22 protein-coding genes, 4 tRNA genes and 1 pseudogene are annotated in these 24,225 nt (G+C 61.1%); 13 read left to right on the top strand and 14 right to left on the bottom strand.

Annotated features, from left to right (window positions below):
- Nucleotides 1–2: 2 nt before the first annotated feature.
- The 5 genes and pseudogenes from SA496_RS29090 to SA496_RS02435 all read right to left on the bottom strand — a co-directional run bounded on the left by SA496_RS29090 (nt 3) and on the right by SA496_RS02435 (nt 6,301).
- Complete coding sequence (locus tag SA496_RS29090) at nt 3–707, bottom strand: methyl-accepting chemotaxis protein (protein WP_442965087.1); 705 nt, start codon at nt 705–707, stop codon at nt 3–5.
- 153 nt (nt 708–860) lie between these two features.
- Nucleotides 861–1,208: pseudogene (locus SA496_RS29085) on the bottom strand (HAMP domain-containing protein); the annotation flags it as partial.
- Between the two features lie 1,075 nt (nt 1,209–2,283).
- Entirely contained in the window at nt 2,284–3,120 is an 837-nt protein-coding gene (ampE, locus tag SA496_RS02445; RefSeq protein WP_120652951.1) for a regulatory signaling modulator protein AmpE, read from the bottom strand.
- A 15-nt stretch (nt 3,121–3,135) separates the two neighbouring features.
- Nucleotides 3,136–3,684: a 1,6-anhydro-N-acetylmuramyl-L-alanine amidase AmpD gene (gene ampD, locus SA496_RS02440; RefSeq protein WP_120652952.1), complete on the bottom strand. Its 549-nt coding sequence runs from the start codon at nt 3,682–3,684 to the stop codon at nt 3,136–3,138.
- 340 nt (nt 3,685–4,024) lie between these two features.
- Entirely contained in the window at nt 4,025–6,301 is a 2,277-nt protein-coding gene (locus tag SA496_RS02435; protein ID WP_330115010.1) for a DUF1631 domain-containing protein, read from the bottom strand.
- Between the two features lie 316 nt (nt 6,302–6,617).
- Here SA496_RS02435 and nadC point away from each other — a divergent pair, with 316 nt between their 5' ends.
- On the top strand, nt 6,618–7,466 hold the full coding sequence (gene nadC / locus SA496_RS02430) for a carboxylating nicotinate-nucleotide diphosphorylase (RefSeq protein WP_330115009.1): 849 nt from the start codon (nt 6,618–6,620) through the stop codon (nt 7,464–7,466).
- A gap of 402 nt (nt 7,467–7,868) precedes the next feature.
- Nucleotides 7,869–8,096: a hypothetical protein gene (locus SA496_RS02425; protein WP_330115008.1), complete on the top strand. Its 228-nt coding sequence runs from the start codon at nt 7,869–7,871 to the stop codon at nt 8,094–8,096.
- 87 nt (nt 8,097–8,183) lie between these two features.
- On the opposite strand, the gene SA496_RS02420 is transcribed toward SA496_RS02425, so the two are convergent.
- Nucleotides 8,184–8,259 (bottom strand) — tRNA-Thr (locus SA496_RS02420).
- A 285-nt stretch (nt 8,260–8,544) separates the two neighbouring features.
- Here SA496_RS02420 and SA496_RS02415 point away from each other — a divergent pair.
- The 6 genes from SA496_RS02415 to yacG all read left to right on the top strand — a co-directional run bounded on the left by SA496_RS02415 (nt 8,545) and on the right by yacG (nt 13,722).
- Nucleotides 8,545–8,997 carry a pilin gene (locus SA496_RS02415; protein ID WP_330115007.1) on the top strand — a complete coding sequence of 151 codons (453 nt, stop codon included), beginning with the start codon at nt 8,545–8,547 and terminating at the stop codon, nt 8,995–8,997.
- Nucleotides 8,998–9,114: 117 nt separating this feature from the next.
- A complete protein-coding gene (gene pilB, locus SA496_RS02410; protein WP_330115006.1) occupies nt 9,115–10,821 on the top strand; it encodes a type IV-A pilus assembly ATPase PilB in 1,707 nt (568 codons plus the stop codon).
- A gap of 2 nt (nt 10,822–10,823) precedes the next feature.
- Nucleotides 10,824–12,041 (top strand): type II secretion system F family protein, encoded by a 1,218-nt coding sequence (locus tag SA496_RS02405; RefSeq protein WP_330115005.1) that lies wholly within the window; start codon nt 10,824–10,826, stop codon nt 12,039–12,041.
- 3 nt (nt 12,042–12,044) lie between these two features.
- A complete protein-coding gene (locus SA496_RS02400; protein ID WP_330115004.1) occupies nt 12,045–12,917 on the top strand; it encodes a prepilin peptidase in 873 nt (290 codons plus the stop codon).
- Nucleotides 12,914–13,525 carry a dephospho-CoA kinase gene (coaE, locus tag SA496_RS02395; RefSeq protein WP_120652962.1) on the top strand — a complete coding sequence of 204 codons (612 nt, stop codon included), beginning with the start codon at nt 12,914–12,916 and terminating at the stop codon, nt 13,523–13,525. The genes SA496_RS02400 and coaE overlap by 4 nt, the downstream gene beginning before the upstream one ends.
- Complete coding sequence (yacG, locus tag SA496_RS02390; RefSeq protein WP_120652963.1) at nt 13,522–13,722, top strand: DNA gyrase inhibitor YacG; 201 nt, start codon at nt 13,522–13,524, stop codon at nt 13,720–13,722. The genes coaE and yacG overlap by 4 nt, the downstream gene beginning before the upstream one ends.
- A gap of 120 nt (nt 13,723–13,842) precedes the next feature.
- Here the strand turns inward: yacG and SA496_RS02385 are convergent, their stop codons facing one another.
- From SA496_RS02385 to SA496_RS02370, 4 genes are all read right to left on the bottom strand, one after another.
- Nucleotides 13,843–14,058: a hypothetical protein gene (locus SA496_RS02385; protein ID WP_330115003.1), complete on the bottom strand. Its 216-nt coding sequence runs from the start codon at nt 14,056–14,058 to the stop codon at nt 13,843–13,845.
- Between the two features lie 278 nt (nt 14,059–14,336).
- Nucleotides 14,337–15,026 (bottom strand): energy-coupling factor ABC transporter permease, encoded by a 690-nt coding sequence (locus SA496_RS02380; protein WP_330115002.1) that lies wholly within the window; start codon nt 15,024–15,026, stop codon nt 14,337–14,339.
- Nucleotides 15,023–15,490, bottom strand: a complete 468-nt coding sequence (locus SA496_RS02375; RefSeq protein ID WP_153921520.1) for an FAD/FMN-containing dehydrogenase — start codon at nt 15,488–15,490, stop codon at nt 15,023–15,025. The genes SA496_RS02380 and SA496_RS02375 overlap by 4 nt, the downstream gene beginning before the upstream one ends.
- Nucleotides 15,491–15,494: 4 nt before the next feature.
- On the bottom strand, nt 15,495–15,917 hold the full coding sequence (locus SA496_RS02370; protein WP_120652967.1) for a GNAT family N-acetyltransferase: 423 nt from the start codon (nt 15,915–15,917) through the stop codon (nt 15,495–15,497).
- A gap of 135 nt (nt 15,918–16,052) precedes the next feature.
- Between SA496_RS02370 and SA496_RS02365 the strand changes: the two genes are divergently transcribed.
- The 3 genes from SA496_RS02365 to SA496_RS02355 all read left to right on the top strand — a co-directional run bounded on the left by SA496_RS02365 (nt 16,053) and on the right by SA496_RS02355 (nt 18,300).
- Complete coding sequence (locus SA496_RS02365; RefSeq protein ID WP_120652968.1) at nt 16,053–16,679, top strand: DUF1780 domain-containing protein; 627 nt, start codon at nt 16,053–16,055, stop codon at nt 16,677–16,679.
- A gap of 88 nt (nt 16,680–16,767) precedes the next feature.
- Nucleotides 16,768–16,941, top strand: a complete 174-nt coding sequence (locus SA496_RS02360) for a DUF3094 family protein (RefSeq protein ID WP_120652969.1) — start codon at nt 16,768–16,770, stop codon at nt 16,939–16,941.
- A 60-nt stretch (nt 16,942–17,001) separates the two neighbouring features.
- On the top strand, nt 17,002–18,300 hold the full coding sequence (locus SA496_RS02355; RefSeq protein WP_330115001.1) for an NAD(P)/FAD-dependent oxidoreductase: 1,299 nt from the start codon (nt 17,002–17,004) through the stop codon (nt 18,298–18,300).
- Nucleotides 18,301–18,454: 154 nt separating this feature from the next.
- Here the strand turns inward: SA496_RS02355 and SA496_RS02350 are convergent.
- The 3 genes from SA496_RS02350 to SA496_RS02340 form a co-directional block, all read right to left on the bottom strand.
- Nucleotides 18,455–18,530 (bottom strand) — tRNA-Lys (locus tag SA496_RS02350).
- Between the two features lie 10 nt (nt 18,531–18,540).
- Nucleotides 18,541–18,617 (bottom strand) — tRNA-Pro (locus tag SA496_RS02345).
- Nucleotides 18,618–18,625: 8 nt separating this feature from the next.
- A tRNA-Asn gene (locus SA496_RS02340) sits at nt 18,626–18,701 on the bottom strand.
- A 205-nt stretch (nt 18,702–18,906) separates the two neighbouring features.
- On the opposite strand from SA496_RS02340, the gene SA496_RS02335 reads away from it, so the two are divergent.
- Nucleotides 18,907–21,222 carry a DUF1631 domain-containing protein gene (locus SA496_RS02335; protein ID WP_330115000.1) on the top strand — a complete coding sequence of 772 codons (2,316 nt, stop codon included), beginning with the start codon at nt 18,907–18,909 and terminating at the stop codon, nt 21,220–21,222.
- Between the two features lie 19 nt (nt 21,223–21,241).
- Nucleotides 21,242–21,583: a PilZ domain-containing protein gene (locus SA496_RS02330; protein ID WP_120652972.1), complete on the top strand. Its 342-nt coding sequence runs from the start codon at nt 21,242–21,244 to the stop codon at nt 21,581–21,583.
- A gap of 57 nt (nt 21,584–21,640) precedes the next feature.
- On the opposite strand, the gene clpB is transcribed toward SA496_RS02330, so the two are convergent.
- Nucleotides 21,641–24,205 (bottom strand): ATP-dependent chaperone ClpB, encoded by a 2,565-nt coding sequence (gene clpB / locus SA496_RS02325; protein WP_330114999.1) that lies wholly within the window; start codon nt 24,203–24,205, stop codon nt 21,641–21,643.
- Between the last annotated feature and the right edge of the window lie 20 nt (nt 24,206–24,225).

The raw sequence follows: 24,225 nt of genomic DNA, 5'->3' as shown, positions 1-24,225 counted from the left end.
ACTCAGACCCGGAACGCACCAATCAGCTGCTTGAGCTGCGCAACCTGCCCGGACAGCTCGCGGCTAGCCTTCTCGGTCTGGTTCGCCCCTTCGGCGGTGCGCTCGCCAGCGTGATTGATCTCCACGATGTTCTGGTCGATATCGTGGGCCACCGCGGTCTGCTGTTCAGCGGCAGCGGCGATCTGCTGGTTCTGGTCGACGATCATGCCTACCGCACCGAGGATGTTCTCCAGGGCCGCCTGCACCTTGCCGGACTGGTTGACGGTGCCGTCGGCCATCTGATGGCTGACATTCATCGCCTTGACTGCGGCGCCGACACCGCCTTGCAGCTTGACGATCATCTGCTCGATTTCTTCGGTGGACTGCTGGGTACGCTTGGCCAGCGTACGTACCTCGTCCGCCACCACGGCGAAGCCGCGCCCCTGCTCGCCGGCACGCGCCGCTTCGATGGCAGCGTTCAGGGCCAGCAGGTTGGTCTGCTCGGCAATGCCCTTGATCACCTCCAGCACGCGGCTGATTGAGGCGCTGTCCGCAGCCAGCTGGTTGATCACATTCACCGACTGGTCGATCTCGCTGGCCAGTTTCTCGATGCTGCCCAGCTGGGACTCCACCAGGGCGCGGCCACTGACGGTTTCCTGGTTGACGCTCTGGGCGCTGTCCACTGCCGCGGCGGCGCTGCGTGCCACTTCCTGTGCGGTGGCGGACATCTGATTCATGGCCGTGGCCACCTGTTCGATCTGGCTGCGCTGCCCGGCAACGGCGATGTTGCTTTCACCCGAAACCTGCTCCACGCGGCCAGCCTGGCGCTCCACTTCAGACACGGTGTGGCCAACCAGTTCGATCAGGTCATGGATCTTCGCCACGGTGCCGTTAAATACCTGGCCCAGCTCACCCAATTCATCACGGCTTTCAGCCCGGAAGCTCACGGTCATATCGCCGCCGGCAACCTGATCCATCACCTTGCCCAAGCTCTTCAGCGTTGTGCGCGTGGACACGTAGAAGCCGCTGTAGAGGTAAACGATGGCGAGGAACACCACCAACAGCGCCACCACCAGCAGCACGGTCTGCACGCGCTTGCCGGCCAGCCGGCTTTCCAGCTCAGCCTTGAGGAAGCCCAGGGAGCCGTCGTTGAGCTGGTAAGTCTTCTCCAGTGAGGCACTGACCTGGTCGTAGAACTGCTGCCACGGCGTGTCGAGGGTATCGGCCATGATGACCTTGTCCTCGAACAATGTGGCGTTCTGCTTGATGGTGTCGCGGCTCGCGGCGGTCAGGGCGTCCAGCGCCTGGTGCGCGCGCGGGCTGCCGTCGAGGGCGTCGGCGATCTTCAGGCCATACTCGGCGTTGAGCTTGTCCAGGTCCAGCAGCAGGTCGTCCAGCTTCGTGCTGGCTGCGGAGTTGAGGAAGCCCTGGCCAAGGGAATAGGCGCCAATGGCGCGCCCTTTGCCAAGCGCCATGGTGACTTGCGGCGTGGTGGTGGTAATCAGTTCGGTGATCTGGCGAACGTCAGCCTGGTCGTCCTGGCTGAGCCCGGCCTGGCCGGAGACGAATTTCATGAAGACCTGGGAGTTGCCCAGCAGCTTCTCGATCATCGCGCTCTTGCTCTGCAGCGACGTCTCGCCCTTGGCGGCCTGCAGGGCGGCAATCAACTCGTCGCGCTTGGTATTGAAGGCCTCTACCTGCTCAGGCTCGGAAGCCACCGGCGCGAGTCCTTGCAGGGTCGCGAGCACCTCCTGTTCGAGACTGGAAATGCGCTTTTCCAGGTCACCGGCCTGACCCGACTGGCCGATCATCGAGTTGATCATGACCAGGTCGTTGAGGCTTTCGAGATTGCGCCGTACGTTCAGGCTGGCACCCAGCAGGTCCAGGCTCTGCAGCTCAGAGCGGGTACTGACGAACTGGCGGTAGGAGTCGCGCACCAGATAGAAATTGGTGATCAACATCGGCAGGAAGAACAGAACACTGATCAGACTGAACTTCATGCCGAAGCTGAGTCGGTTCATCAGGGCGATGGCAGGATACAACAGGGTCTTCACGAGACGTCTCCTGTTCTCATTTATTGTTATGGGCGCGTTCCGAATACCTGACAGCGCTCGGCCAGAGCCTTGCAGCTTCTCCCCTCCGCAAGGCGGCCGTCGGATTTCAATCAGCCGCTTCTGTGAGCTGTGTCAGAAAATTCTGGCGCGCTCATCTGTGTACCCGATATCGGCAGGAGTTTCTGTAACTAAAGGTTAAGCAGGGCGGGACCTGCCCGACGGTTGCGTCGGGCAGGCGATGGAGCTGGGATCAGAACAATAGAGCCCACACAGCGAAGCCGGCGTACCAGAGCACAGCGGCGCGAACCAGGAGTTGCCAGAGTGCGTCCAGGGTTGCCACACCGGCATCGCCACTGACGGGCTCCGGCAGTTCGGCGGCAGCGCGACCGGCCAGATCGATGTACTGGCGCGCCGAAATGTCCCAGTTCAGCAACTCATGCAGCAGCACCCTGCTGACTCCGACGAAATTGCCGACCAGCGAGAAACTCGCTGCCAGCACCCGCACGGGCAACCAGTCGAAGGCATGGCGGATCGATTCCGCGCGCTCTTGCAGTGCGGGTGCAGCGGCATTCTCGGCCGCCAGCGCGAACAGCCGGTAGGCCAGGGCCGCCACGGGACCCAACAGCGCATACCAGAAGATCACAGCAAAGAAGCCCTCATAGGCTTGCCAGAGCTGGTAACCCTGCACCTGTTGCAACAGATCGCCGCCCTCCTCCGCCTCCAGGCCGAGGTCGCGTTCGGCGACGTGATAGGCAGCCTGGGTATCACCACGCCGCCAGGCATCGCGGAAGGGGCCGAGGTCGGCCAGGACGTCTCCGCGCCCAAGGCTGTAGATGATCACCAGCAGGTGCACCGGCAACGCCAGCCAGCCGTAGGCTACCGGCTCCAAGACCAGAAGCAGGAGTGCCAGCAACACCAAGGGAGGCAATACCAGTAGCGCCAGAATCGCCCAAGGGCGCTCGCTCAGACGCGGATTGGTCTCTGCCTTGGCCAGTTCGCGCAGCCAGAAGCCGTCTTGCTGGATATGCCGACGCCAGGCGGAGAACTTCTCGATCCAGAGCACCAGCAACAACACCAGAAAATACATGGGTTCCTCCTCTTCCTAAGGTTTCAAGGCAGCCCGCAGGCGATCCCAATCGAATGCCGGCCCCGGATCGGTCTTGCGCCCCGGGGCGATATCGCTGTGGCCGCAGATCCGCTCCGGCGTGATGGCCGGGAATGCCAGCCGTAACTGCTCCACCAATGCGATCAGCGCAGCGTACTGAGGTTCCGTGAACGGCAGATCATCGGTGCCTTCCAGTTCTATTCCCAGGGAGAAATCGTTGCAGTTGTCCCGCCCATCGAACAGGGAAATGCCTGCGTGCCACGCACGCTCATTGCAGGAAACGAACTGGGTGACGGCGCCATCCCGCTCGATCAGGAAATGCGCGGACACCTTGAGATCGCGAATGCCCTCGAAATAGGGATGCTCGGCGGGATCGAGGCGATTCTGGAAGAACTCCTGCACCTTCCCCGTGCCGAACTGCGCGGGTGGCAGGCTGATGTTGTGAATCACCAGCAGGGACACCTCCCGCTGCGGGCGACAGTTGAAGTTGGGTGATGGGCAGTGGCTGATGCCCTGGCACCAACCGGAAGCGAGGTCCAGCTGCATGTCGGCTCCTTGGTCTTCTGCCCACTTTAGGCGCAGCGAAGCCATTTTAGCGAGAGGCGGGTCAGGGAACGAAACCGCGGCGTGCTACTCGGCTCAGGGCCTCCCCCTGGTTGCGCCTGACGATGCGGCACCTTGTGTCTGCATTAGGTGTTGCAGGCAGTTGCATTGCCCGTAGGAGCTGGCTTGCCAGCGAATGGCCCCGTTTCGCTGGCAAGCCAGCTCCTACAAGGCGCTTGGCCGGAGGGTAAATCGCTCGCAACAGCTGACGCAGACATAGCGATTGAAATCGCCCCCCACAGAACAGCGCCCACCCGGATCAGCCTGGTGCGCACTGCGCACCCTAGGCGCCCTTGAGCCGACGCAGGTTGCCGATCACCGACTCCAGGGCGCGATCGAACAGCAGAGCATCGTCCAGCAGGCGGATCGCCTGGCGGCGGAACTCCACGGCGAGCCCCATGCGGGTCTTCTCCAGCACCTTCATGCCAGTGCGGTTGACGAAGATGTACTTACCGGTGGGCTTGATCAGCGCTGCCAGCTTGCAACGCAGCTTGTGCTCTTCGTCTTCCTGGAATTCGACCCAACTGCCGACCCGCAGGTTGTCGACGAAACCAAGGGCCTCGTCGTCATCCGCCAGGCTGACCTCGGGCTCCTGAACTGGGGTTTCACCAGGTGCGGCCAGGACGATTTCCTCGACAACGGCGACCATGGCCGGTGCAGACTCATCTTCCGATTCATCCTCGTCCGGCAGGTCGAGCAGCAGGGGCGGCGACTCCAGTCCGTCGTCGGCAACCACTTCCACCGGCTCGGGCTTGCGGAAACGCTGGAAGGCCTGGACGTGCAAGGCCTCCAGCTGGCTGAAGAATTCACTGGTGGAGAAGGGATCGAACGCAGCGCTGGCCAATCCTTCGCGCAGGGCCTTGAGCAGACCCGGCACCAGTTCCAGCAGGCGGGCACGCGCCTCGGGCGCCTCGTGGGGCTCCACGCTCCAGATCAGGTCGTCCATGGTCTGCTGGCTGGCCTGCCATTCAGACGACTCCACGCCGTGCTTGAGGCAGCTCAACAGCATGACCTTGCTCCAGGCTTCCTGCAGCAGGCGCACGACCACTTCCGGCAAGGTGCGACCCAGAAGGCGCTGATTGAGCGCCTCCTCAACTCGCCGGCGAGCCAGCTCCGCCTTGGCGCGGCCTTCTTCGGCATCGCGGGTGCGCTGCTCCAGCAGTTCGCTGCGACGACGCTCGTCACCGGTGTAGGAAAGGAATTCGGCCAGCAGCTCGGAGAAGATCGCCGGATCATCGACGAAGTCATTCAGCAGGCGTTGCACCACCTGCTCGATACGCTGGTAGAGGTTGTCGCGCTGGGCATCGTCCTGGTCCACCCAACCCAGGGCAGCAGAGGCGATTTCGTTGAGCAGGCGACGCGCGGGATGGCTGCCACGGCTGAAGAAGGTCTTGTCCAGCAGGGCGACCTTGAGCATGGGAATCTGCATCCGGCCAATCAGGGCCTTGAGCGAATCCGGCAGGGTGCGGTCGTCGAGAATGAACTCGAAGAGCATGGAAACCAGGTTGATGACGTCATCGTCCACCTGCCCCACCACCCGTGCACGGCCACTGCGGGCGCTGGCGCGGGTCAGCAACTGGTCGAGGCTCACGCGCAGGTCGTACTCATCGCTGTGCTGCTGTGGCAGGTGCTGCTGCAGGTGGGACAGCAGTCGCATCAGGTCGACACTGCTGACCGGCACTGCATCGGCAGGATGCTGGCGGACAGGCAGCGCAGTACCGCGAACCTGGGACAGCAGGTCCTGGAGAACACTGAAGACTTCTTGAACACTCTCCTCATGCACCTGGCCAGCGCCCCCGGTCGCAGCACCAGGCTGGGCCGACGGTGCGCCGGTCGCAGAACGCTCCGGCTGACGCCGCGCTGGAGCCGAACGCAGGTCCGGCAGCACACCGGCCGCCACCAACTGCTGGTTGGCTTCGGCATAGATCTGGTCCAGCTCGGTGAGTACGTATTTCTCGAACAGCTTGAGGATGATCAGCTTGACCTTGATCTCGACGCCAAGACTGCGGCATGCGTCGAGGAAAACCTCGCACAGCAGGCGCGGGCCCAATGGGTTGGACTTGTCCTCGACCTTCTTGCTGACGAGCGTGTTGAGACGGGTAGTGAGATGGCCCAGGGCAATGCCATCGCGGGCCATCACCTTGGCGACCATGGCATCCAGCGCCACGGCCTCCTCGAGTTCGTCGTTCTGCACCAGCGACAGACTGTCGAAGGACACCGCGTCCAGCTGCGCTGCCTTGCCTATCTCGTACTGGTTGAGGGACGAGAATGACTCGAAGACCTTCTGCAGGAAGGTCCGCTCGATGCTCTTGCGCTTGAGCCGCAGGTCGCGCATCGCCTCGAAGAAGGCGTTCTGCTCGGCGTTGCTGGTGGCACGGTCCGCCATCTCGAAGAGGGTGTCGTCCGCATTGTCGAACAGCACCTGAAGCGCCTGCTTCAGCTGCAATGCCACTTTGTCGCGCACCTGGATCAAGGCCACGGGCAGCCTTCCTACCGGCGAGGTTGGCGATTGCTGGGCGGCCCCCTTGTTCAGCGGCACCACCTTAGCGTCGGTCTGCATCACAAGCCTCCCGCAGGCCGAGCCCATTCACAGGGCCTATCGGACCACGATTCGAACATGGGGAGTCATCCATAACGTCAAGCAACTGGCGTCAAAAATAGAAATTTCCGATGTCATTATATGGATGATGCTGTGACAACCAAGCGGAGATTTCCTACAGACATGAATCAAGTCACAGATGCAGGAACACCGACCGACAAACGCACAGCATGTCCTCCTGACTGTCTAGCAGAAAGCGCGAGCCGGTTGTTGATCAGCACTGCGCCGGTCGTCGGCAGCCTTTATAATCGCCGCCATCCTGCCTGCGGAGCCCACCATGCCCAACCTTCTACTCGCTGACCTCACCGCTGAAATCGAGGCCAACGTACGCACCGCCCTCAAGGAAGACATCGGCAGCGGCGACATCACCGCCCAGCTCATCCCCGAGGATCGCCAGGCCCGCGCCACCGTAATCACCCGCGAAACCGCCATCGTCAGCGGCACCGCCTGGGTAGACGAAGTGTTCCGCCAGATCGACCCACGCGTGAACGTGGAATGGCGGGTGCAGGACGGCCAACGCGCCGAAGCCAACCAGGCGCTCTTCCATCTGGAAGGCCCGGCCCGCGCCCTGCTCAGCGGCGAGCGCAGCGCCCTCAACTTCCTCCAGTGCCTGTCAGCTGTCGCCACCCGCGTTGGCCACTATGTGGAGCTGGTGAAAGACACCCAGGTGAAGCTCCTCGACACCCGCAAGACACTGCCCGGCCTGCGCCTGGCGCAGAAGTACGCCGTGACCTGCGGCGGCGGCCACAACCACCGCATCGGCCTGTACGACGCCTTCCTCATCAAGGAAAACCACATCGCAGCCTCCGGCGGCATCGCCCAGGCCATCGAAGCAGCCCACCGCATCGCCCCCGGCAAGCCCGTGGAAGTCGAAGTGGAAAGCCTGGAAGAACTCCAGCAGGCATTGGATGCTGGTGCCGACATCATCATGCTCGACGAACTCAGCCTCGACGACATGCGCACCGCCGTCACCCTCACCGCCGGCCGCGCCAAGCTCGAAGCCTCTGGCGGCGTCAACGAAACCACCCTGCGCACCATTGCCGAAACGGGCGTCGACTACATCTCCATCGGCACGCTGACCAAAGACATCAAGGCCATCGACCTGTCGATGCGGCTGAGCCTCTAAATCCCACCTCGCCGAACCCCGGGCGTTGCCATGCGCCCCGGGCAAGGCTATGGTGCGGCCGTTCTGGCAAATTCCAGGACCGGGTTTGGCGACCCGAAATTCAAGTTGGCGCTCAGGCGCCCCAGACTATTGCAGGCGCTTTTTTTGTGCCCGCAATGCTGTGTCATGGCGGCTGTGCGCGGGAGACCGAAAGGTCTGCCGGGAGCCAACTTGCCCGGTTCGCCAACCTGCGCACAGCTGTCACCTCTTATCGTTTGGCGACGATTTGTGTGACAGCTCCATTTCGCAAGTTGGAGCCTCACCCATGAACATTGGAAGTCCGTACTCACAAAAGGCCACGAGCACTCCCCACACCTGGCAAACCACCATCACCCCGACCCGGAGAACCGCCGGAGGTGGGCTATGAATAACGTCGCCCACATTGCCGACCTCCAGGGCGACCGCCTCCTGACAGCCAGCTACGCCCTCAACACCATCGCCGACCTGCTGGGCTGCGACGGCCTCGAACACCACCTGAGCGACAAGGACCTGAAAGGTCTGCACCACGCCATCAAGAGCATCTCCGACCTGATGAAGTGCTCAGCCATGGACCTGTACAACGTTGCGGAAAAAGTGGGCAGAAAAGACTGAGAAGCGAGCGGCACGCCGCCACACAGCGAGCCGAACCCCGAAAAACAAAAAGCCCCGCAGAACCTGCGGGGCTTTTTGCTTGGATCATGGTGCCGGTAAGAGGAATCGAACCCCCGACCTTCTCATTACGAATGAGCTGCTCTACCGACTGAGCTACACCGGCGGCGGGGCGAAGGCTAGCACCCGGGGCAGGGCGATGCAACGCGCTTCGCGCTACGCCTAGATTGCGACTTCTACTTCAAGCTTGAGCTCGACACGCCGCAATCAAACGACACCAATCAACGCCCAAGGATAGAAATTGACATTTTTCGTCACCTAACTAATCAGGATGAATCGTGGAGTGGCTGATTCCGTGGATTCAGAGAACTGGCATGCGCCCTGCATATCTCCAATTGTGGAAAGCACCAACACGGCTATACAGCCACTAAAAACACGCAAGGAGAACATTATGAAGAAGAATCAACAGGGCTTTACGCTCATCGAATTGATGATCGTTGTAGCAATCATCGGCATTCTGGCTGCCATTGCCCTGCCGGCCTACCAGAACTACACGCGAAAAGCAGAGTTCAGTGAAACTGTCGTAGCGACCGGTAACCTGAAGACTGCTGTTGAAGTTTGCGTTCAGACTCGTGGAGTTGCCCTTGCAGGCGATTGCGATCCTGGTGCCAACGGCGTGCCTGCTGACGTTACCGCTGCCTCGGAAATTGTAGGCATGGCTCTGACTGGCACCGGCCCTGCCAAAACCGGCGCTGCTGCTGCGAACGACACCTTCATTATCACCGCAACCGCTCCGACCACCTCTCCCAGCACTGGCGCAACCTACACTCTTACCGGCACTCTCCAAGCTGACGGCAGAATCGTGTGGAACAACGGTGTTTGCAGCGTAGCCACGCTCTGCTAATCAGCAGCACAAGCTAGTACAAAAAGCCGCTTGCTCAAGCGGCTTTTTTGTCACTCGTGCACGAATGGTGTTTCTCGGTTATAAGACGACGACTATCTTTATCGTCTTGGCGCTCCAATGACAGAAATTGCCCAAACCCTTTCAGGCCTAGCCAAGCAATTGGTAGTGGCCAATCTGTTGGATGAACGAAGCGCCCTACAGGCTCATACTCAAGCGCAGCGCAACAAGATTCCTCTGATCACTTATCTCGTTCAAAACAAGCTACTGAAAAGCCGCGACCTAGCGGAAATGGCGGCAGAGCAGTTCGGGGTAGCCTTCCTCGATCTTGGCAGCGTCGACAAGGATAGCCAGCCCAAGGACCTCGTCAGTGAAAAGCTGATTCGCCAACACCGCGCCCTGCCCCTCTGGCGTCGCGGCAACAAGCTCTTCGTCGCCATTTCCGACCCCACCAATCACCAGGCTGTTACCGACATCCAGTTCAGCACCGGCCTCAATACTGAGGCCATCCTGGTTGAGGATGACAAGCTGGGCGATGCCATCGAGAAATTCTTCGACAGCGCCACCAGCGGCATGGAGGATCTGGGCGATGTCGATCTTGATGGCGTAGATGTTGAAGCGGTCGATGATGACAAAAAGGACAGCGCGGGAGGCGTGGACGCCGACGATGCCCCCGTGGTGCGTTTTGTCAACAAGATGCTGCTGGATGCCATCCGGGGCGGCTCTTCCGACCTGCACTTCGAACCCTACGAACGCACCTACCGCGTACGCTTCCGTACCGACGGCATGTTGCATGAAGTGGCCAAGCCACCGATCCAGCTGGCCAGCCGGATTTCCGCCCGCCTGAAGGTAATGGCCGCCCTGGATATTTCCGAGCGCCGCAAGCCGCAGGACGGCCGGATCAAGATGAAGATTTCCAAGACGAAATCCATCGATTTCCGCGTCAACACCCTGCCTACACTCTGGGGCGAGAAGATCGTGATGCGGATTCTCGACCCCACCAGTGCGCAGATGGGGATCGATGCATTGGGCTATGAGGAAGAACAGAAAGAACTCTACCTCTCAGCTCTGAAGCAACCCCAAGGTATGATCCTGGTAACCGGCCCTACCGGTTCCGGCAAGACGGTTTCCCTGTATACCGGCCTGAACATCCTCAACACCGTTGATATCAACATTTCCACGGCTGAAGACCCCGTGGAGATCAACCTCGAAGGCATCAACCAAGTCAACGTCAACCCCAAACAAGGCATGGACTTCGCCCAGGCTCTTCGCGCCTTCCTGCGCCAGGACCCGGACGTGATCATGGTGGGTGAGATTCGTGACCTGGAAACTGCCGAAATCGCCATCAAGGCGGCCCAGACCGGCCACATGGTGCTGTCCACCCTGCACACCAACAGCGCTGCTGAAACACTGACGCGCATGCGCAACATGGGAGTGCCCGCGTTCAACATCGCCACCTCGGTCAACTTGATCATCGCCCAACGCCTGGCACGCAAATTGTGTAGCCATTGCAAGAAGGAATTGGACGTCCCACACGAAACACTGATCAAGGAAGGCTTCCCTGAGGCCAGAATTGGCACCTTCAAGCTCTATGGGCCGGTCGGCTGCGAAAACTGCAACCAGGGATACAAAGGCCGAGTGGGTATTTATGAAGTGGTTAAAATCACGCCGGCCATGCAGCAGCTTATTATGGAAGAAGGTAACTCCATCCAGATCGCCCAGCAGGCGCGCCGCGATGGCTTCAATGACCTGCGAACCTCGGGCCTGGTGAAAGCCATGAATGGCATCACCAGCCTGGAGGAAGTCAACCGCGTGACCAAGGATTAAGCATGGCGGACAAAGCGCTAAAAAACAGTACCTTCGCCTGGGAAGGTACCGATAAGAAAGGCTCCAAGATCAGAGGCGAAATCAGTGGGCAGAACCCCGCCTTGGTCAAGGCGCAGCTGCGCAAGCAGGGCATCAACCCTACCAAGGTGCGCAAGAAGTCGGCCTCTCTGCTGAGCGCAGGGAAAAAGATCAAGCCCATGGACATCGCCCTCTTCACGCGGCAGATGGCGACCATGATGAAAGCTGGTGTGCCACTGATGCAGTCTTTCGACATCATTGGCGAAGGCTTCGAGAAACCGGCCATGCGCAAACTGGTCGAGGAGGTCAAACAGGAGGTTGCTGCGGGCAACAGTCTGGCTAACTCTCTGCGCAAGAAGCCTGATTACTTTGACGATCTCTATTGCAACCTTGTCGACTCGGGCGAACAAGCCGGCGCCCTGGAAACCTTGCTGGACCGGATCGCTACCTACAAGGAAAAAACCGAGGCGCTGAAAGCCAAGATTAAGAAAGCCATGAACTACCCCATTGCAGTGATAGTAGTGGCCATCATCGTCACCGCTATTCTACTGATCAAGGTCGTCCCCCAGTTCCAATCGGTGTTCGCCAACTTTGGCGCCGAACTCCCCGCCTTCACCTTGTTTGTAATTGGAATATCCGAAATCCTTCAAGAGTGGTGGTTCATTGTACTTGCTGGACTATTTGCATTCGCCTACGTCGCGCAGCAAGCACATAAGAAATCGCAGAAGTTTCGCGATTGGGTTGATCGTACAGTTCTCAAGTTGCCTATATTCGGTGACATCCTCTACAAATCAGCGGTAGCTCGCTTTGCACGGACGCTTTCCACAACATTCGCGGCAGGGGTTCCACTTGTAGATGCCCTGGACTCCGTAGCCGGCGCCAGCGGTAACGTGGTTTTCAAGAATGCTGTAATCAAGGTCAAATCAGACGTCTCCACCGGCATGCAGCTGAACTTCTCCATGCGTACCACCGGCATATTTCCGGCTATGGCCGTTCAGATGACCGCCATCGGCGAAGAATCCGGCGCGCTGGATGAAATGCTCGACAAGGTCGCCAGCTTCTACGAAGCCGAAGTGGATAACGCCGTTGATGGCCTGACATCCCTAATGGAGCCAATGATCATGGCCGTCCTCGGCGTACTGGTCGGCGGCCTGATCATCGCGATGTACCTTCCCATCTTCCAATTGGGCGCCGTTGTCTAAACCATGCAGTTGATCGATTTTCTGGCCAGCCACGCGCTGGCCTTTGTTTTATCCGTGCTCCTGCTTGGCTTGCTGGTAGGCAGTTTCCTCAACGTTGTGATCCACCGCCTGCCTGCGATGATGATGCGCGACTGGCAGGAGCAGGCCCGTGAAGCGCTGAGTCTGCCGGCTGAGCCGAAAGGCCCGGTGTTCAATCTCATTCTTCCGAACTCCCGCTGCCCCCATTGCAGCCATGAGATTCGCGCCTGGGAGAACATCCCGGTGGTGAGCTACTTGGCGCTGGGCGGCAAGTGCTCGTCCTGCAAGGCCCCCATCAGCAAGCGCTATCCCTTGGTTGAGCTATTTTGCGGCGTGCTGTCTGCCTATGTGGCATGGCATTTCGGATTCAGCTGGCAGACCGGAACTTTCCTGGTGCTGACCTGGGGCCTGCTGGCGATGAGCATGATCGACGTCGACCACCAGCTGTTGCCGGACGTGCTGGTCCTGCCTCTGCTCTGGCTTGGCCTCATCCTCAACAGCCAGGGCCTGTTCGCCAGCCTGGAAGACGCGCTCTGGGGAGCGGTTGCCGGCTACATGAGCCTGTGGTCGGTTTACTGGGTGTTCAAGCTGGTGACTGGCAAGGAAGGTATGGGCCACGGCGACTTCAAGTTGCTGGCGATGCTCGGCGCCTGGGGTGGCTGGCAGGTACTGCCGCTGACTATCCTGCTGTCATCCCTCGTGGGTGCGGTGCTGGGTGTGATCATGCTGCGTCTGCGCAACCAGGACACGGCAACCCCTATCCCCTTCGGTCCGTACCTGGCGATTGCCGGCTGGATTGCATTGCTCTGGGGTGATCAAATAACGGCGACCTATCTGCAATTCGCCGGTTTCAAATGAACAAACCCTGGATTCTTGGCCTCACGGGCGGTATCGGAAGTGGCAAGAGCGCTGTCGCTGCCCACTTCAGCGAGCTTGGTGTGCACCTGGTGGATGCCGACCATGCTGCACGTTGGGTAGTCGAGCCCGGCCGCCCTGCCCTGGCGAAAATCGCCGAGCATTTCGGTAGCGACGTGCTGCAAGCGGATGGCCAACTGGACCGCGCTGCATTGCGGCAACGCATTTTCGAGAACGCGGACGAACGCCGCTGGCTGGAAACTCTGCTGCATCCACTGATTGGTCAGGAAATTAGCCAGTACCTGGCGCGCGCGGAATCCCCCTACGCCATTCTGGTCTCGCCACTGCTCATCGAATCCGGCCAGCATCGCCTCACCCAGCGCGTGCTGCTGGTGGACGCGCCGGAAGCCATGCAGGTTCAGCGCACCATGCAACGGGACAAAGTGCCCGAAGAGCAGGTCCAAGCCATATTGAAAGTGCAGGCCAGTCGCGAGCATCGCCTCAAGCATGCCCACGACGTGCTGCTCAACGACCGCGGCCTGGATTGGCTGCGTGCCGAAGTGGAGCGCTTGCACAACTTCTACCTGACCCTGCGAGGAGGCCAGCCATGAGTCAACCCGTCACTGTGGAGTGCCCCACTTGCGGCGCCCCGGTGGAATGGGGCCCGCAAAGCCCGTCCCGTCCTTTCTGTTCCGAACGCTGCAAGCTGATCGACCTAGGGGCCTGGGCCGCCGAAGAACATGCGATTCCCGGCGACAATACAGAAGACGAGCTCTTCTCCGGCGACCTGCCGCCGCGGGAGCACTGAAGCGGCAGTGCGTAGGATGGCGTTGAGCGAAGCGAAACCCATCGATTGCAGACCAAGAACTCGCTCGTTGGGCTTCGCTACGCGCTGCGCCAACCTACGCAACGCGGGCGCCAAGCCCACTCAAGGCCGCATGAAGCCGTAGTCCCGCTCCGGGTCGAGGTTGTCGGCCAGGAAGGTCAGCTCCTGAGCCAGATCATCTGCCGGGCGCAGCATTGCACTGCGCTCGACGACTGCACTCAGCAGGGCGCGTAGTGCCAACTCGTCGCTGAAGCCCTCACGTTTGGCTGCCTCCAGGCTCTGTTCCAGGGCGGTTCTTGCCCAGTCGTGAATCCCCATGTCGTCTGCCCCTTATGTTGGTGGATGGAAACGCTACGTCTGCGTTAGCTGTTGCGAGAGATTGACCATCGGGCCAAGAGCCTTGTAGGAGCTGGCTTGCCAGCGAAACGCCGCCATTCGCTGGCAAGCCAGCTCCTACGGGCAATGCAGCTGCCTACAACACGTCCTGCGGACATAGCCGATGGAAAAGCACCATCCACGCTACGAAACCGAGCGGCATGAGTTCCTTGACGCAAATCAGGTGTCATCCGGGAATAAGGCGAGCGAATCCTGGGAGATCAACGCGACGTGTCGTCATCCTTCCAAGGTGCCTGGAGGTAACGGGTGCGGTTGAAGGTCTCCAGCCAATCCGGGCAGAACACCACCAGGGCAGTCACGGCCGTGCCGTTGATAAAGGCTTCAGGGAACATCACCAGCCAGAGGTAGCCAATGAAGTCTTCCAGCCAGGGCGGCATCGGGAAGACGCCATCCATCCACAACAACCCCAGCCCGATCAGCACGCAAAACAGTGCTGCCAGGGCTGCCGGAAAGAATCCACAGCAGAAGATGTATACGAACAGATTGCGTGGCTGGTAGTGCTCAACCCACTTGGCGCAAAGCTCGGTAACCAGGACCGGCAGCAGCACCAGCAGGGCGCCGTTGATGCCCACGGCTGCCAGATCCTGCTTGCCCAACGCCAACAGGCCGAGTTGTGCGACCAATCCACCCAGCACTGCCAAAGGCCAATCCAGCAACAGGGTAACCGCGGTTAGTCCGATGAAGTGATAAGACAAGCCCGACTCGAAATCCCGTCGCATCAGCCAGAGCAGGAAGAGCACCATCACAGTGCCGAACACCAGGTGCTGACGGCGGGAGTCACTGAACAGTTCGAGCCAAGGCGCTCGCCAGATCGCCCAGGCAATCACTGGGAGGTAGATCGCCCAGCCAAGCGTCAGGGTTTCGGGGGAGAGAAGTTCTGCGGCAATCACGGCACCAGCGACTCCAGCGCGGCGCGAAGTACCGCAGCGTCACTGAACGCCTTGCGCTCCGTCAGCGTACCGTGGTCCAGCTGCAGCCAGAGCACGTGCGACTCGTCGCCCGGATAACGGCTGGCAACGCGGGACTCGCGATCCAACAGGACGCGATAGTTGTACTCCTGCATGGCGGGCACCGCAAAGAGCGAGGAAACAAGCGATGGCATACGACTGATGTCTGCCACGAACACCGCATGACGCGCTTCCAGATACCCCTTGGGCTTACCGTCCAGTGCTGACTTCACCAGCTTACCGCCGTCCATGCCACGCGCCACCAGCAGCACCTTCAGCCCGTCGTCAAGGCTATAGGGCTGATCGAACTGGTCCAGAAGTGTCCATGGGGCGAGTCGCTCCCCGACTTCCAGCGCTTGACTGAAAGTGGTGAGCAGGCAAAGCAACAGGCCAACGTAGATCCGCATCGATTCAATCTCCAGTGGTCGAGTAGACCCGAATGTCTTCGCGCTCCGACCAGCCCCGTTGCATCTGCCAGAACGCCAGCGCCTCAGGCGCATCTTCCAGCACGAACACATGGGACTTGCGGATACCCAGTGCAGTCAGCCGACGTAATGCTTCCTGCAACAAGGCGCGCGCCCAACCCTTGCCCCGAAATGGCCGGTCTACCACCAGGTGCTGCAGGTAACCGCGGCGACCGTCATGCCCTACGAGCAGGCTTCCAACCAGATGTCCGTGGTCATCTTCGAGCAGCAGGGAGAGGGCTGGGTTGCGCTGCAAGTAGGTGCAGAACGGTTCCAGCTCATCTTCTGCGCGTACGCGAACTCCGGGCGTGCGACGCCAGAGCTCGAGCAGGGAGGCGTGGTCGGCGGCAGTGACGGGACGAATGTGCATGGTGAACTCCAGGCAATTGCTGGAAGTTTACACCGCACCGGCGCCGGTCAAGCTGTGCGCATTTGTCGCGATAGCCTCTCCGCTGGCGCGTCAGGGGGTACCCAGGGGCCCGACTGGAAGGCTAAGCTGCGGATCATGAACGAGTCCGACTACCTGCGCCTGCTGACGCGGCAGGCCGAGCAAGCCAACGACTTTCTGTCGAATGCGCGCAAGTGGGAACGCGAACGCTGGGTCTGCCAGCGGCTCCTGCAGGCGCTCAACCTGCCCTATCGACTCGACGAATTCACTACCAGTCAGGAACCGCCGGACGTGCAGTTCCGCGAAGCCAACTTCGAGGTGTTCTTCGTATTGGACGAAGGGCGCCGCCTCAACGAGGAATGGCGCGCCGAACTGGAACGGCGGCGCAGCGCCTTTTCCCTGGCACAACTGGTGCGCCGGGAAAGTCGCCCAAAGCGCATCGCCGCCGCCGAGCTCCAGGCACGCCTGGCGCCAACCCTGCGCAAGAAGGCCCGCAATTATAATGAGCGGGGCCTCGACCTGGGCGAGCTCGACCTGCTGGCCTTCGTCAACCTCAAGCGCGCCACACCCGACTTCAACAGCCCGTTTCCACCTCCCACCGAATACTTGCGCCAAGGCTGGCGCTCGCTGTCGCTGGTGGGGTCGAATTTCGCCCGGGTGCTCTTCGCCCATGGCGACGCACCGGACTTCCTGCGCAGCAACCTCGGCCGAACCATTCTTTTCGACGTAGGAGTCGGACTTTGACCGGCTTCGTTCAAATTTCCCCCGCCGCGCGTTGAGCGCCTGTGAATTCGCCGGCTAGAATGCCCACCACTACAAAGTCGAGGCCCCCATGCCCAGCCGCCTGACGCCCGAAGACCAGCAAAAGGTCGACCAGTACCTGAATCTCCCCCAGCACCAGGTGGAACGCCAGCCGTTCCGCCCGTGGCGCCTGCTGTGGATTGTGCTGGCCATCGTCGTCGTGCTGGGCCTCCTCAGCCGCCTCCTGAGCCGACTGGTGCTATGAGCTGCCTCCTGCGCTCGCCCTCGGCGAACACGAATTCCTATAGCCTTGCGAGACTTTCCCATGTCCCATCGTATCGTGATCGTCGGCGGCGGCGCCGGCGGCCTGGAGCTCGCTACCCGTCTGGGTAGAACCCTCGGCAAGAAAGGCCTGGCCAAGATCGTCCTGGCCGATGCCAACCTCACCCACATCTGGAAACCCCTGCTGCATGAAGTGGCCGCCGGCTCGCTGAACTCCACGGAGAATGAGCTGAACTACGTGGCCCAGGCCAAGTGGAACCACTTCGAGTTCCAGCTCGGCCGCATGAGCGGGCTAGACCGCAAGCGCAAGGTCATCCAACTGGCCGCGACCCATGACGAGGACGGGCGCGAGTTGGTGCCGGCCCGCGAGCTGGCCTATGACAGCCTCGTCCTTGCCGTCGGCAGTACCACGAACGACTTCGGAACCGAAGGCGCGGCGCAGCACTGCATTTTCCTCGACACCCGCGAACAAGCCGAACGCTTCCACCGGAAGCTGCTCAGCCACTACCTGCGCGCCCACGCCCAGCAGAACGCCCACGATCAGATCAGTGTCGCCATCGTCGGAGCCGGTGCCACTGGCGTCGAACTGGCCGCTGAGCTGCATCACGCGGCCCATGAACTGGCCGCCTACGGCCTGGATCGCATTCAGCCGGAAAACATGCGCATTACCCTGATCGAAGCCGGCCCGCGCGTTCTTCCCGCACTGCCGGAGCGCATCAGCGCGCCGGTGCATCGCACCCTGGAGAAGCTGGGAGTCACCGTGATGACCGGTGCGGCAGTGAAGGAAGTGACAGCCGAGGGCCTATTGACGGCACAAGGTGAAACGATTCCCGCCAGCCTCAAAGTCTGGGCCGCCGGCATTCGCGCCCCGGCGTTCCTCAAGGACCTGGATGGGCTGGAGAGCAACCGTATCAACCAGCTCGTTGTGCGCCCGACCCTGCAAACGACCCGAGATGACGATATCTTCGCCTTCGGCGACTGCGCGGCCTGTCCTATGGGGGACGGCACTGAACGCAACGTGCCGCCTCGCGCGCAAGCGGCGCACCAGCAGGCGTCGCTTCTGGTGAAGTCGTTCAAGTCACGCCTGCAAGGCCAGCCACTGCACGACTATCAGTACAAGGACTACGGTTCGCTGATTTCGCTCTCGAGCTTCAGTGCCGTCGGCAACCTGATGGGCAATCTGATGGGTAGCGTGAAGCTGGAAGGCTGGCTGGCACGGATGTTCTACATCTCGCTCTACCGCATGCACCAGATGGCACTTTACGGCGCCTTCCGCACTGGCCTGCTGATGCTGAGCGATCGCATCGGCCGCAGCACGGACCCGCGCCTGAAGCTTCACTGACGCACTCAAGGCAAGGTGGGATTTCGAGTACCGGAGTCCGCCTTGCCTAACTCATCGCGATCCAGCCCAGCAGCGACGCAAAGAATCGATGCAAACAAAAAAGCGGTAAGGCTTTCGCCTTACCGCTTCTTCGGACCTCCCGAGAGGTCTTGTATGGTGGGTCGTGTAGGATTCGAACCTACGACCAATTGGTTAAAAGCCAACTGCTCTACCGACTGAGCTAACGACCCAAATGTGAGGTGGTCGGGGTAGAGAGATTCGAACTCCCGACATCCTGCTCCCAAAGCAGGCGCGCTACCGGACTGCGCTATACCCCGTAGGAAGTTGGCTCCGCGACCTGGACTCGAACCAGGGACCCAATGATTAACAGTCATTTGCTCTACCGACTGAGCTATCGCGGAACTTCGGTCTTCCAACTCTTCTTCGCTTCACCGCTTTGGTTTAGCGCTTCAGAGGCGCGCCATTTTACGGATAGCGAACAGCCTGTCAACCCCTAAAAAAACGAATTCCTACAATGATTTGCAGATAGCCGCCCGAGTGCTATACCTGAGCCGTGGAGAGATCGTTACAGGTCGTGGTCGCGGCCTGTCTCCCTACAGGACAGCTATGAGCAATCAGGATCGCCCCCCACCCCCTTCCGGCCCCGTGACGACCCTGGCCAGCCGCGGCATACAGCCGCGCTTCGGTGAATTGGTACAAAGCTGCCGCAAGCTGGTGATGAACCGGCTGGCGGAACGTCTGACCGGCGTTTTCGGCCAGGTCGACGATACCCTCTTCGAGTGCGCCGAGAAGGCCGAGAACAATCAGGTCCAGACCCTGTTCTTCGACAGCATGCGGGATATCCGCAAGCAGCGCCCACAGATAGAGCGCGCTTACCACCAACGCATTGCCAAGACCTTCGAAGACTTTCTCAGCGGAAAACTCAAACCCGAGCTGAAGGCCAGTGAGCTGGATGCCGACCATCTTCAGTTGATGGGAAACGACGAATACGAAGAAAGCCTGCTCGTCACCAATATGGTCAGCCGGGTCAAGGCGCGCTGTGCGCAGTCCCTGTTCGCTCTGGACCAGCGTCTGGCTGTGCTCAACGGCGGGCGCAAGCTGGGTGACGATGAGAACCCGTTCGGTCCGCAAGCTGTGGCATTGGCCTTCCGTGAAGCATTGGAACCTTGCCCCTTCCCGCTGCGAATAAAGACCATTCTCTACATGCTTTTCGACCAGCATGTAATGCACGGCCTGGACAGCGTCTATGAGGCCCTCAACCAACGTTTGATCCAGGCCGGCGTGCTGCCCAACCTCAAGTACAGCGTGCAGCGCTCCACCAGTGTGCCCCATCCGCCCTCATCGGCAGCGGGTAAGACACCACCCGAGGACCAAGCGGCGCAACCGCCAACTCAATCGCCGCCCGCTCCCCAGGCAAGCGGCCCACTGGACCTGACCGGCGCACCACCCAGCGACCCCGGCCAGTTGTTCAGCGGACTGGCCGCCCTGCTGGGCGAGCGCCGCATGCACCACAGCGACGCCCCGCTCCCCGGCGGAACCCCGAGCATCTCGAGCTTTGCCCCGCGAGGCGCAACCCGCACCTATAGCGCGGCGGAACTGCTCGAAGCTCTGAACCGCCTGCAACAACAGTCCGCCCAGGACCTTGCCAGCAAGCTACGCCAGCCGCAGCGCGTTGAAGGTCTGAAAGCCGACCTGCAACAACAACTGGAAAGCCACAGCAACCTGCCCGGACAACAGAAACTGTCCGATTACGAAGCGGACGTGATCGACCTGGTGGGCATGCTCTTCGATTTCATCCTCGACGACGACAACCTGGCCGATGTCTACAAGACCGCCCTCTCCCACCTGCACACGCCCTATTTAAAGGTCGCCCTGCAGGACAAGGCACTCTTCACCCAGCATCACCACCCGGCCCGCCGACTACTCAACTGCATGGCACAAGCCGGTGTGCTCTACGCCGGTGAAGGTGAGGAACGCGGGCTGCTGGCGAAGATGCACTGGGTCGTCGAGCGTGTCGTGCATGGCTTCAGCGGAGACCTGCTGCTGTTCGACAGCCTGCTGGATGAGTTCAACGAGTACGTCGGCACATTGAGGCATAAGGTGGAACTGCGCGAACAGCGCGCCGTGGAAGCCGCCAAGGGCCGCGACAAGCTGCTCGGTGCCCGTCAGCAGGCAGTCAACACAGTGGGCCGGTTCCTGGCCGGTCGCGAACTGCCCGGCATCATCCAGCACTTCCTCGAACTCACCTGGACCGACGTACTGGTCTTCGTCCTGCTCCGCCATGGCGACCGCAGCAACGAGTGGCAGCGCTCGGTGGAGGTCGCCGAGCAGTTGGCGTGGAGCGGAACCCCGCTGGACGCCGACGGCCGTGCCCGCCTTCAACAACTGCGTGTTCCAATGCTGGAAGACCTACGCAAAGGCCTGGAATTGCTGGGTGGCTATCACGAAGACGGTATTCGCCGCCTACTTCAGGATCTCGTCGCTTGCCAGCATGCCGTTCAGTCGCAGCAGCCGCAGGTGGCTGCACGTATCGACAGCCCGCTGCCGGAAAGCAAGCTGGGCGAGATGCTCGGCGAGGACTCGGAGCTGGCCAACACACCGAGCCCTGTCAGCCTATCCAATCGTGCCCAAGACTTGATCCGGGAACTCTCGCGCCTGGAGTTCGGTACCTGGTTCGAATTCATCGACGGCCCCGACACCCGAGCTCTCAAGCTGTCCTGGTACAGCCCTACCACGCGCAACTATATGTTCGTCGACCACAGCGGCCAGCGAGTGGCGATCGTGCCCATTACCCAGCTGGCCATGGACATGGAGCAAGGGCTGGCCCGCCTGGTTCCGCCGGAACGCAGCGCCCCACTGGTGGACCGCGCCCTGGGCGCTATCTACCGGGTACTGCAGCGCTTTACCGGCCGCACCACCTAGCCCGCCGTAGGAGTTCGCCATGGAAGAACGTCGCCAGCACAGTCGTCATGCCACAGAGCTACAGCTGGAAGTATTCGATCTGCATTCGGGACAGCGCCTGGGACGCATCGTCGACTTGTCGATGGATGGCTTCATGCTGCTGAGCGAGCTGCCACTGGTCGCCGACTCGGTGTGGGAGTGCAGGCTCGTCCCACTGACTTGGGTGGAAGGCCTGGAGGAAATCCGACTGGGCGCCGATTGCCTGTGGACGCGCAAGGGCGAAGATCAGCACAACTGCTGGGCAGGCTTCCATATCATCGACCTGGCAGAAGACCAGGCAACCGTTCTTGAAGACCTGCTGCAGTCCATTCGCACGCCCTGACTACACAAGAACCACAAAAAAGCCCCGCATAGCGGGGCTTTTTTGTGTCGCCGGAGATTAGCTGAAAACGATCTCGTCGCCTTCCACCTTGGCGGAGATGCTGCTGCCAGGCGCGAACTGGCCGGCAAGGATCTGCTGGGCCAGCGGGTTCTCGATCCAGCGCTGGATTGCCCGCTTCAGCGGGCGGGCGCCGTAGACCGGGTCGTAACCCACGGCAATCAGCTTGTCCAAGGACTCTGAACTCAGCTCCAGGCTCAGCTCGCGCTCGGCCAGGCGTTTGCGCAGTCGCTGCAGCTGGATCTCGGCGATACCACCGATCTGGTCACGGCCCAGGGGCTCAAACACCACCACTTCGTCGATACGGTTGATGAACTCGGGACGGAAGTGCGCACTCACCGCGTCCATCACCGCCGCACGCTGAGCTTCCCGATCCCCCACCAGCTCCTGAATCTGCGAGGAGCCCAGGTTGGAGGTCATCACCACCACCGTATTGCGGAAATCCACGGTGCGACCGTGACTGTCAGTCAGACGGCCATCCTCCAGCACCTGGAGCAACACGTTGAACACGTCTGGGTGAGCCTTTTCCACTTCGTCCATCAGCACGACAGAGTACGGTTTGCGGCGAACGGCTTCGGTCAGGTAGCCGCCTTCCTCGTAGCCGACATAGCCCGGCGGCGCACCGATCAGGCGAGCCACGGAATGTTTCTCCATGAACTCGGACATATCGATGCGCACCATCGCCTCTTCGGTATCGAAGAGGAACTCAGCGAGGGCCTTGCACAGTTCGGTCTTGCCCACCCCGGTCGGCCCCAGGAACAGGAAGGAACCGCTGGGGCGATTCGGATCGGCCAGGCCGGCGCGGGAGCGGCGCACGGCGTTGGCCACGGCGACGACCGCCTCGTGCTGGCCGATGACGCGCTTGTGCAGCCCTTCTTCCATATGCAGCAGCTTCTCGCGTTCGCCCTCCATCATCTTGGCAACCGGGATACCGGTCCATTTGGAGACGACCTCGGCGATTTCTTCGTCAGTGACCTTGTTGCGCAGCAGCTGGTTCTCGGTCTTGCCGTGCTGATCAACCATTTGCAGGCTGCGTTCCAGGTCCGGGATCACGCCGTACTGCAACTCAGCCATGCGCTGCAGATCGCCCTTGCGCCGCGCGGCGTCCATATCCTGGCGAGCCTGCTCGATCTTCTGCTGGATCTGCGCCGAACCTTGCACCTCGGCCTTCTCGGACTTCCAGATTTCCTCCAGGTCGGCGTACTCGCGCTCGAGCTTCTGGATGTCCTCTTCCAGCTTGGCCAGACGCTTCCTGGTGGCTTCGTCCTCTTCCTTCTTCAGGGCCTCGCGCTCGATTTTCAGCTGGATCAGGCGACGATCGAGCCGATCAAGGGCTTCCGGCTTGGAGTCGATTTCCATGCGGATCCGGCTGGCGGCTTCGTCGATCAGGTCGATGGCCTTGTCCGGCAATTGGCGGTCAGTGATATAGCGGTGCGACAGCTTGGCGGCGGCGATGATGGCGCCATCGGTGATGGTCACACCGTGGTGCACCTCATAGCGCTCCTTCAGGCCCCGCAGGATGGCGATGGTGTCCTCCTCGCTCGGCTCGTCCACCAGTACTTTCTGGAAACGACGTTCCAGCGCCGCATCCTTCTCGATGTACTGGCGGTACTCGTCCAGGGTGGTCGCGCCGACGCAATGCAGCTCGCCTCTGGCAAGAGCCGGCTTGAGCATGTTGCCTGCATCCATGGCGCCCTCAGCCTTGCCGGCACCAACCATGGTGTGCAGTTCGTCGATGAAGAGAATGACCCGACCTTCCTGCTTGGAGAGCTCGTTGAGTACGCCCTTCAGGCGCTCCTCGAACTCGCCGCGGAACTTGGCGCCGGCGATCAGCGACCCCATGTCCAGGGCCAGCAGGCGCTTGTCCTTGAGTCCATCCGGCACCTCGCCATTAACGATGCGCTGGGCCAGGCCTTCGGCGATGGCCGTTTTGCCGACGCCGGGCTCGCCAATCAGCACGGGGTTGTTCTTGGTGCGGCGCTGCAGGACCTGGATAGTGCGGCGGATTTCGTCATCACGACCTATAACCGGGTCCAGCTTGCCTTCTTCGGCGCGCTTGGTCAGATCGACGGTGAACTTGTCCAGCGCCTGGCGGGACTCCTCGACATTGGGATCATTCACGGCCTGGCCACCACGCAGGTTGGCGATGGCATTCTCCAGCGCCTTGCGGGTCACGCCCTGGCCGAGCAGGAGCTTGCCGAGACGGGTGTTCTCGTCCATGGAAGCGAGCAGCACCAGCTCACTGGAGATGAACTGGTCGCCCTTTTGCTGGGACAGCCGATCGGCCTGGTTGAGCAGGCGCGCCAGGTCCTGGGACAGGTTCACATCGCCAGTGGGGTTCTGGATCTTCGGCAGATGGTCAAGCTCACGGGTCAGGCCCTGGCGCAGGGCCGCCACGTCGAAGCCCACCTGCATCAGCAGAGGCCTGATGGAACCGCCCTGCTGATCGAGCAGGGCCAGTACCAGGTGTACGGGTTCTATAGCGGGGTGGTCGTGGCCAACCGCCAGGGACTGCGCATCAGAAAGCGCCAGTTGCAGCTTGCTGGTCAAACGGTCAATTCGCATGGGTTCGTCCTTCCTTCAGA

Source organism: Pseudomonas sp. JS3066 (genome assembly GCF_036328175.1).
Lineage (GTDB): Bacteria > Pseudomonadota > Gammaproteobacteria > Pseudomonadales > Pseudomonadaceae > Metapseudomonas.
Note: the sequence above shows the minus strand (reverse complement) of the source record. Positions and strands in the feature narration are given on the sequence as shown.

What these genes read in the sequence shown, in the direction of transcription:
- SA496_RS29090 (WP_442965087.1), bottom strand. Translation starts at nt 707, where the DNA reads ATGTCCGCCACCGCACAGGAAGTGGCACGCAGCGCCGCCGCGGCAGTG.
- ampE (WP_120652951.1), bottom strand. Translation starts at nt 3,120, where the DNA reads ATGTATTTTCTGGTGTTGTTGCTGGTGCTCTGGATCGAGAAGTTCTCC.
- ampD (WP_120652952.1), bottom strand. Translation starts at nt 3,684, where the DNA reads ATGCAGCTGGACCTCGCTTCCGGTTGGTGCCAGGGCATCAGCCACTGC.
- SA496_RS02435 (WP_330115010.1), bottom strand. Translation starts at nt 6,301, where the DNA reads ATGCAGACCGACGCTAAGGTGGTGCCGCTGAACAAGGGGGCCGCCCAG.
- nadC (WP_330115009.1), top strand. Translation starts at nt 6,618, where the DNA reads ATGCCCAACCTTCTACTCGCTGACCTCACCGCTGAAATCGAGGCCAAC.
- SA496_RS02425 (WP_330115008.1), top strand. Translation starts at nt 7,869, where the DNA reads ATGAATAACGTCGCCCACATTGCCGACCTCCAGGGCGACCGCCTCCTG.
- SA496_RS02415 (WP_330115007.1), top strand. Translation starts at nt 8,545, where the DNA reads ATGAAGAAGAATCAACAGGGCTTTACGCTCATCGAATTGATGATCGTT.
- pilB (WP_330115006.1), top strand. Translation starts at nt 9,115, where the DNA reads ATGACAGAAATTGCCCAAACCCTTTCAGGCCTAGCCAAGCAATTGGTA.
- SA496_RS02405 (WP_330115005.1), top strand. Translation starts at nt 10,824, where the DNA reads ATGGCGGACAAAGCGCTAAAAAACAGTACCTTCGCCTGGGAAGGTACC.
- SA496_RS02400 (WP_330115004.1), top strand. Translation starts at nt 12,045, where the DNA reads ATGCAGTTGATCGATTTTCTGGCCAGCCACGCGCTGGCCTTTGTTTTA.
- coaE (WP_120652962.1), top strand. Translation starts at nt 12,914, where the DNA reads ATGAACAAACCCTGGATTCTTGGCCTCACGGGCGGTATCGGAAGTGGC.
- yacG (WP_120652963.1), top strand. Translation starts at nt 13,522, where the DNA reads ATGAGTCAACCCGTCACTGTGGAGTGCCCCACTTGCGGCGCCCCGGTG.
- SA496_RS02385 (WP_330115003.1), bottom strand. Translation starts at nt 14,058, where the DNA reads ATGGGGATTCACGACTGGGCAAGAACCGCCCTGGAACAGAGCCTGGAG.
- SA496_RS02375 (WP_153921520.1), bottom strand. Translation starts at nt 15,490, where the DNA reads ATGCGGATCTACGTTGGCCTGTTGCTTTGCCTGCTCACCACTTTCAGT.
- SA496_RS02370 (WP_120652967.1), bottom strand. Translation starts at nt 15,917, where the DNA reads ATGCACATTCGTCCCGTCACTGCCGCCGACCACGCCTCCCTGCTCGAG.
- SA496_RS02365 (WP_120652968.1), top strand. Translation starts at nt 16,053, where the DNA reads ATGAACGAGTCCGACTACCTGCGCCTGCTGACGCGGCAGGCCGAGCAA.
- SA496_RS02360 (WP_120652969.1), top strand. Translation starts at nt 16,768, where the DNA reads ATGCCCAGCCGCCTGACGCCCGAAGACCAGCAAAAGGTCGACCAGTAC.
- SA496_RS02355 (WP_330115001.1), top strand. Translation starts at nt 17,002, where the DNA reads ATGTCCCATCGTATCGTGATCGTCGGCGGCGGCGCCGGCGGCCTGGAG.
- SA496_RS02335 (WP_330115000.1), top strand. Translation starts at nt 18,907, where the DNA reads ATGAGCAATCAGGATCGCCCCCCACCCCCTTCCGGCCCCGTGACGACC.
- SA496_RS02330 (WP_120652972.1), top strand. Translation starts at nt 21,242, where the DNA reads ATGGAAGAACGTCGCCAGCACAGTCGTCATGCCACAGAGCTACAGCTG.
- clpB (WP_330114999.1), bottom strand. Translation starts at nt 24,205, where the DNA reads ATGCGAATTGACCGTTTGACCAGCAAGCTGCAACTGGCGCTTTCTGAT.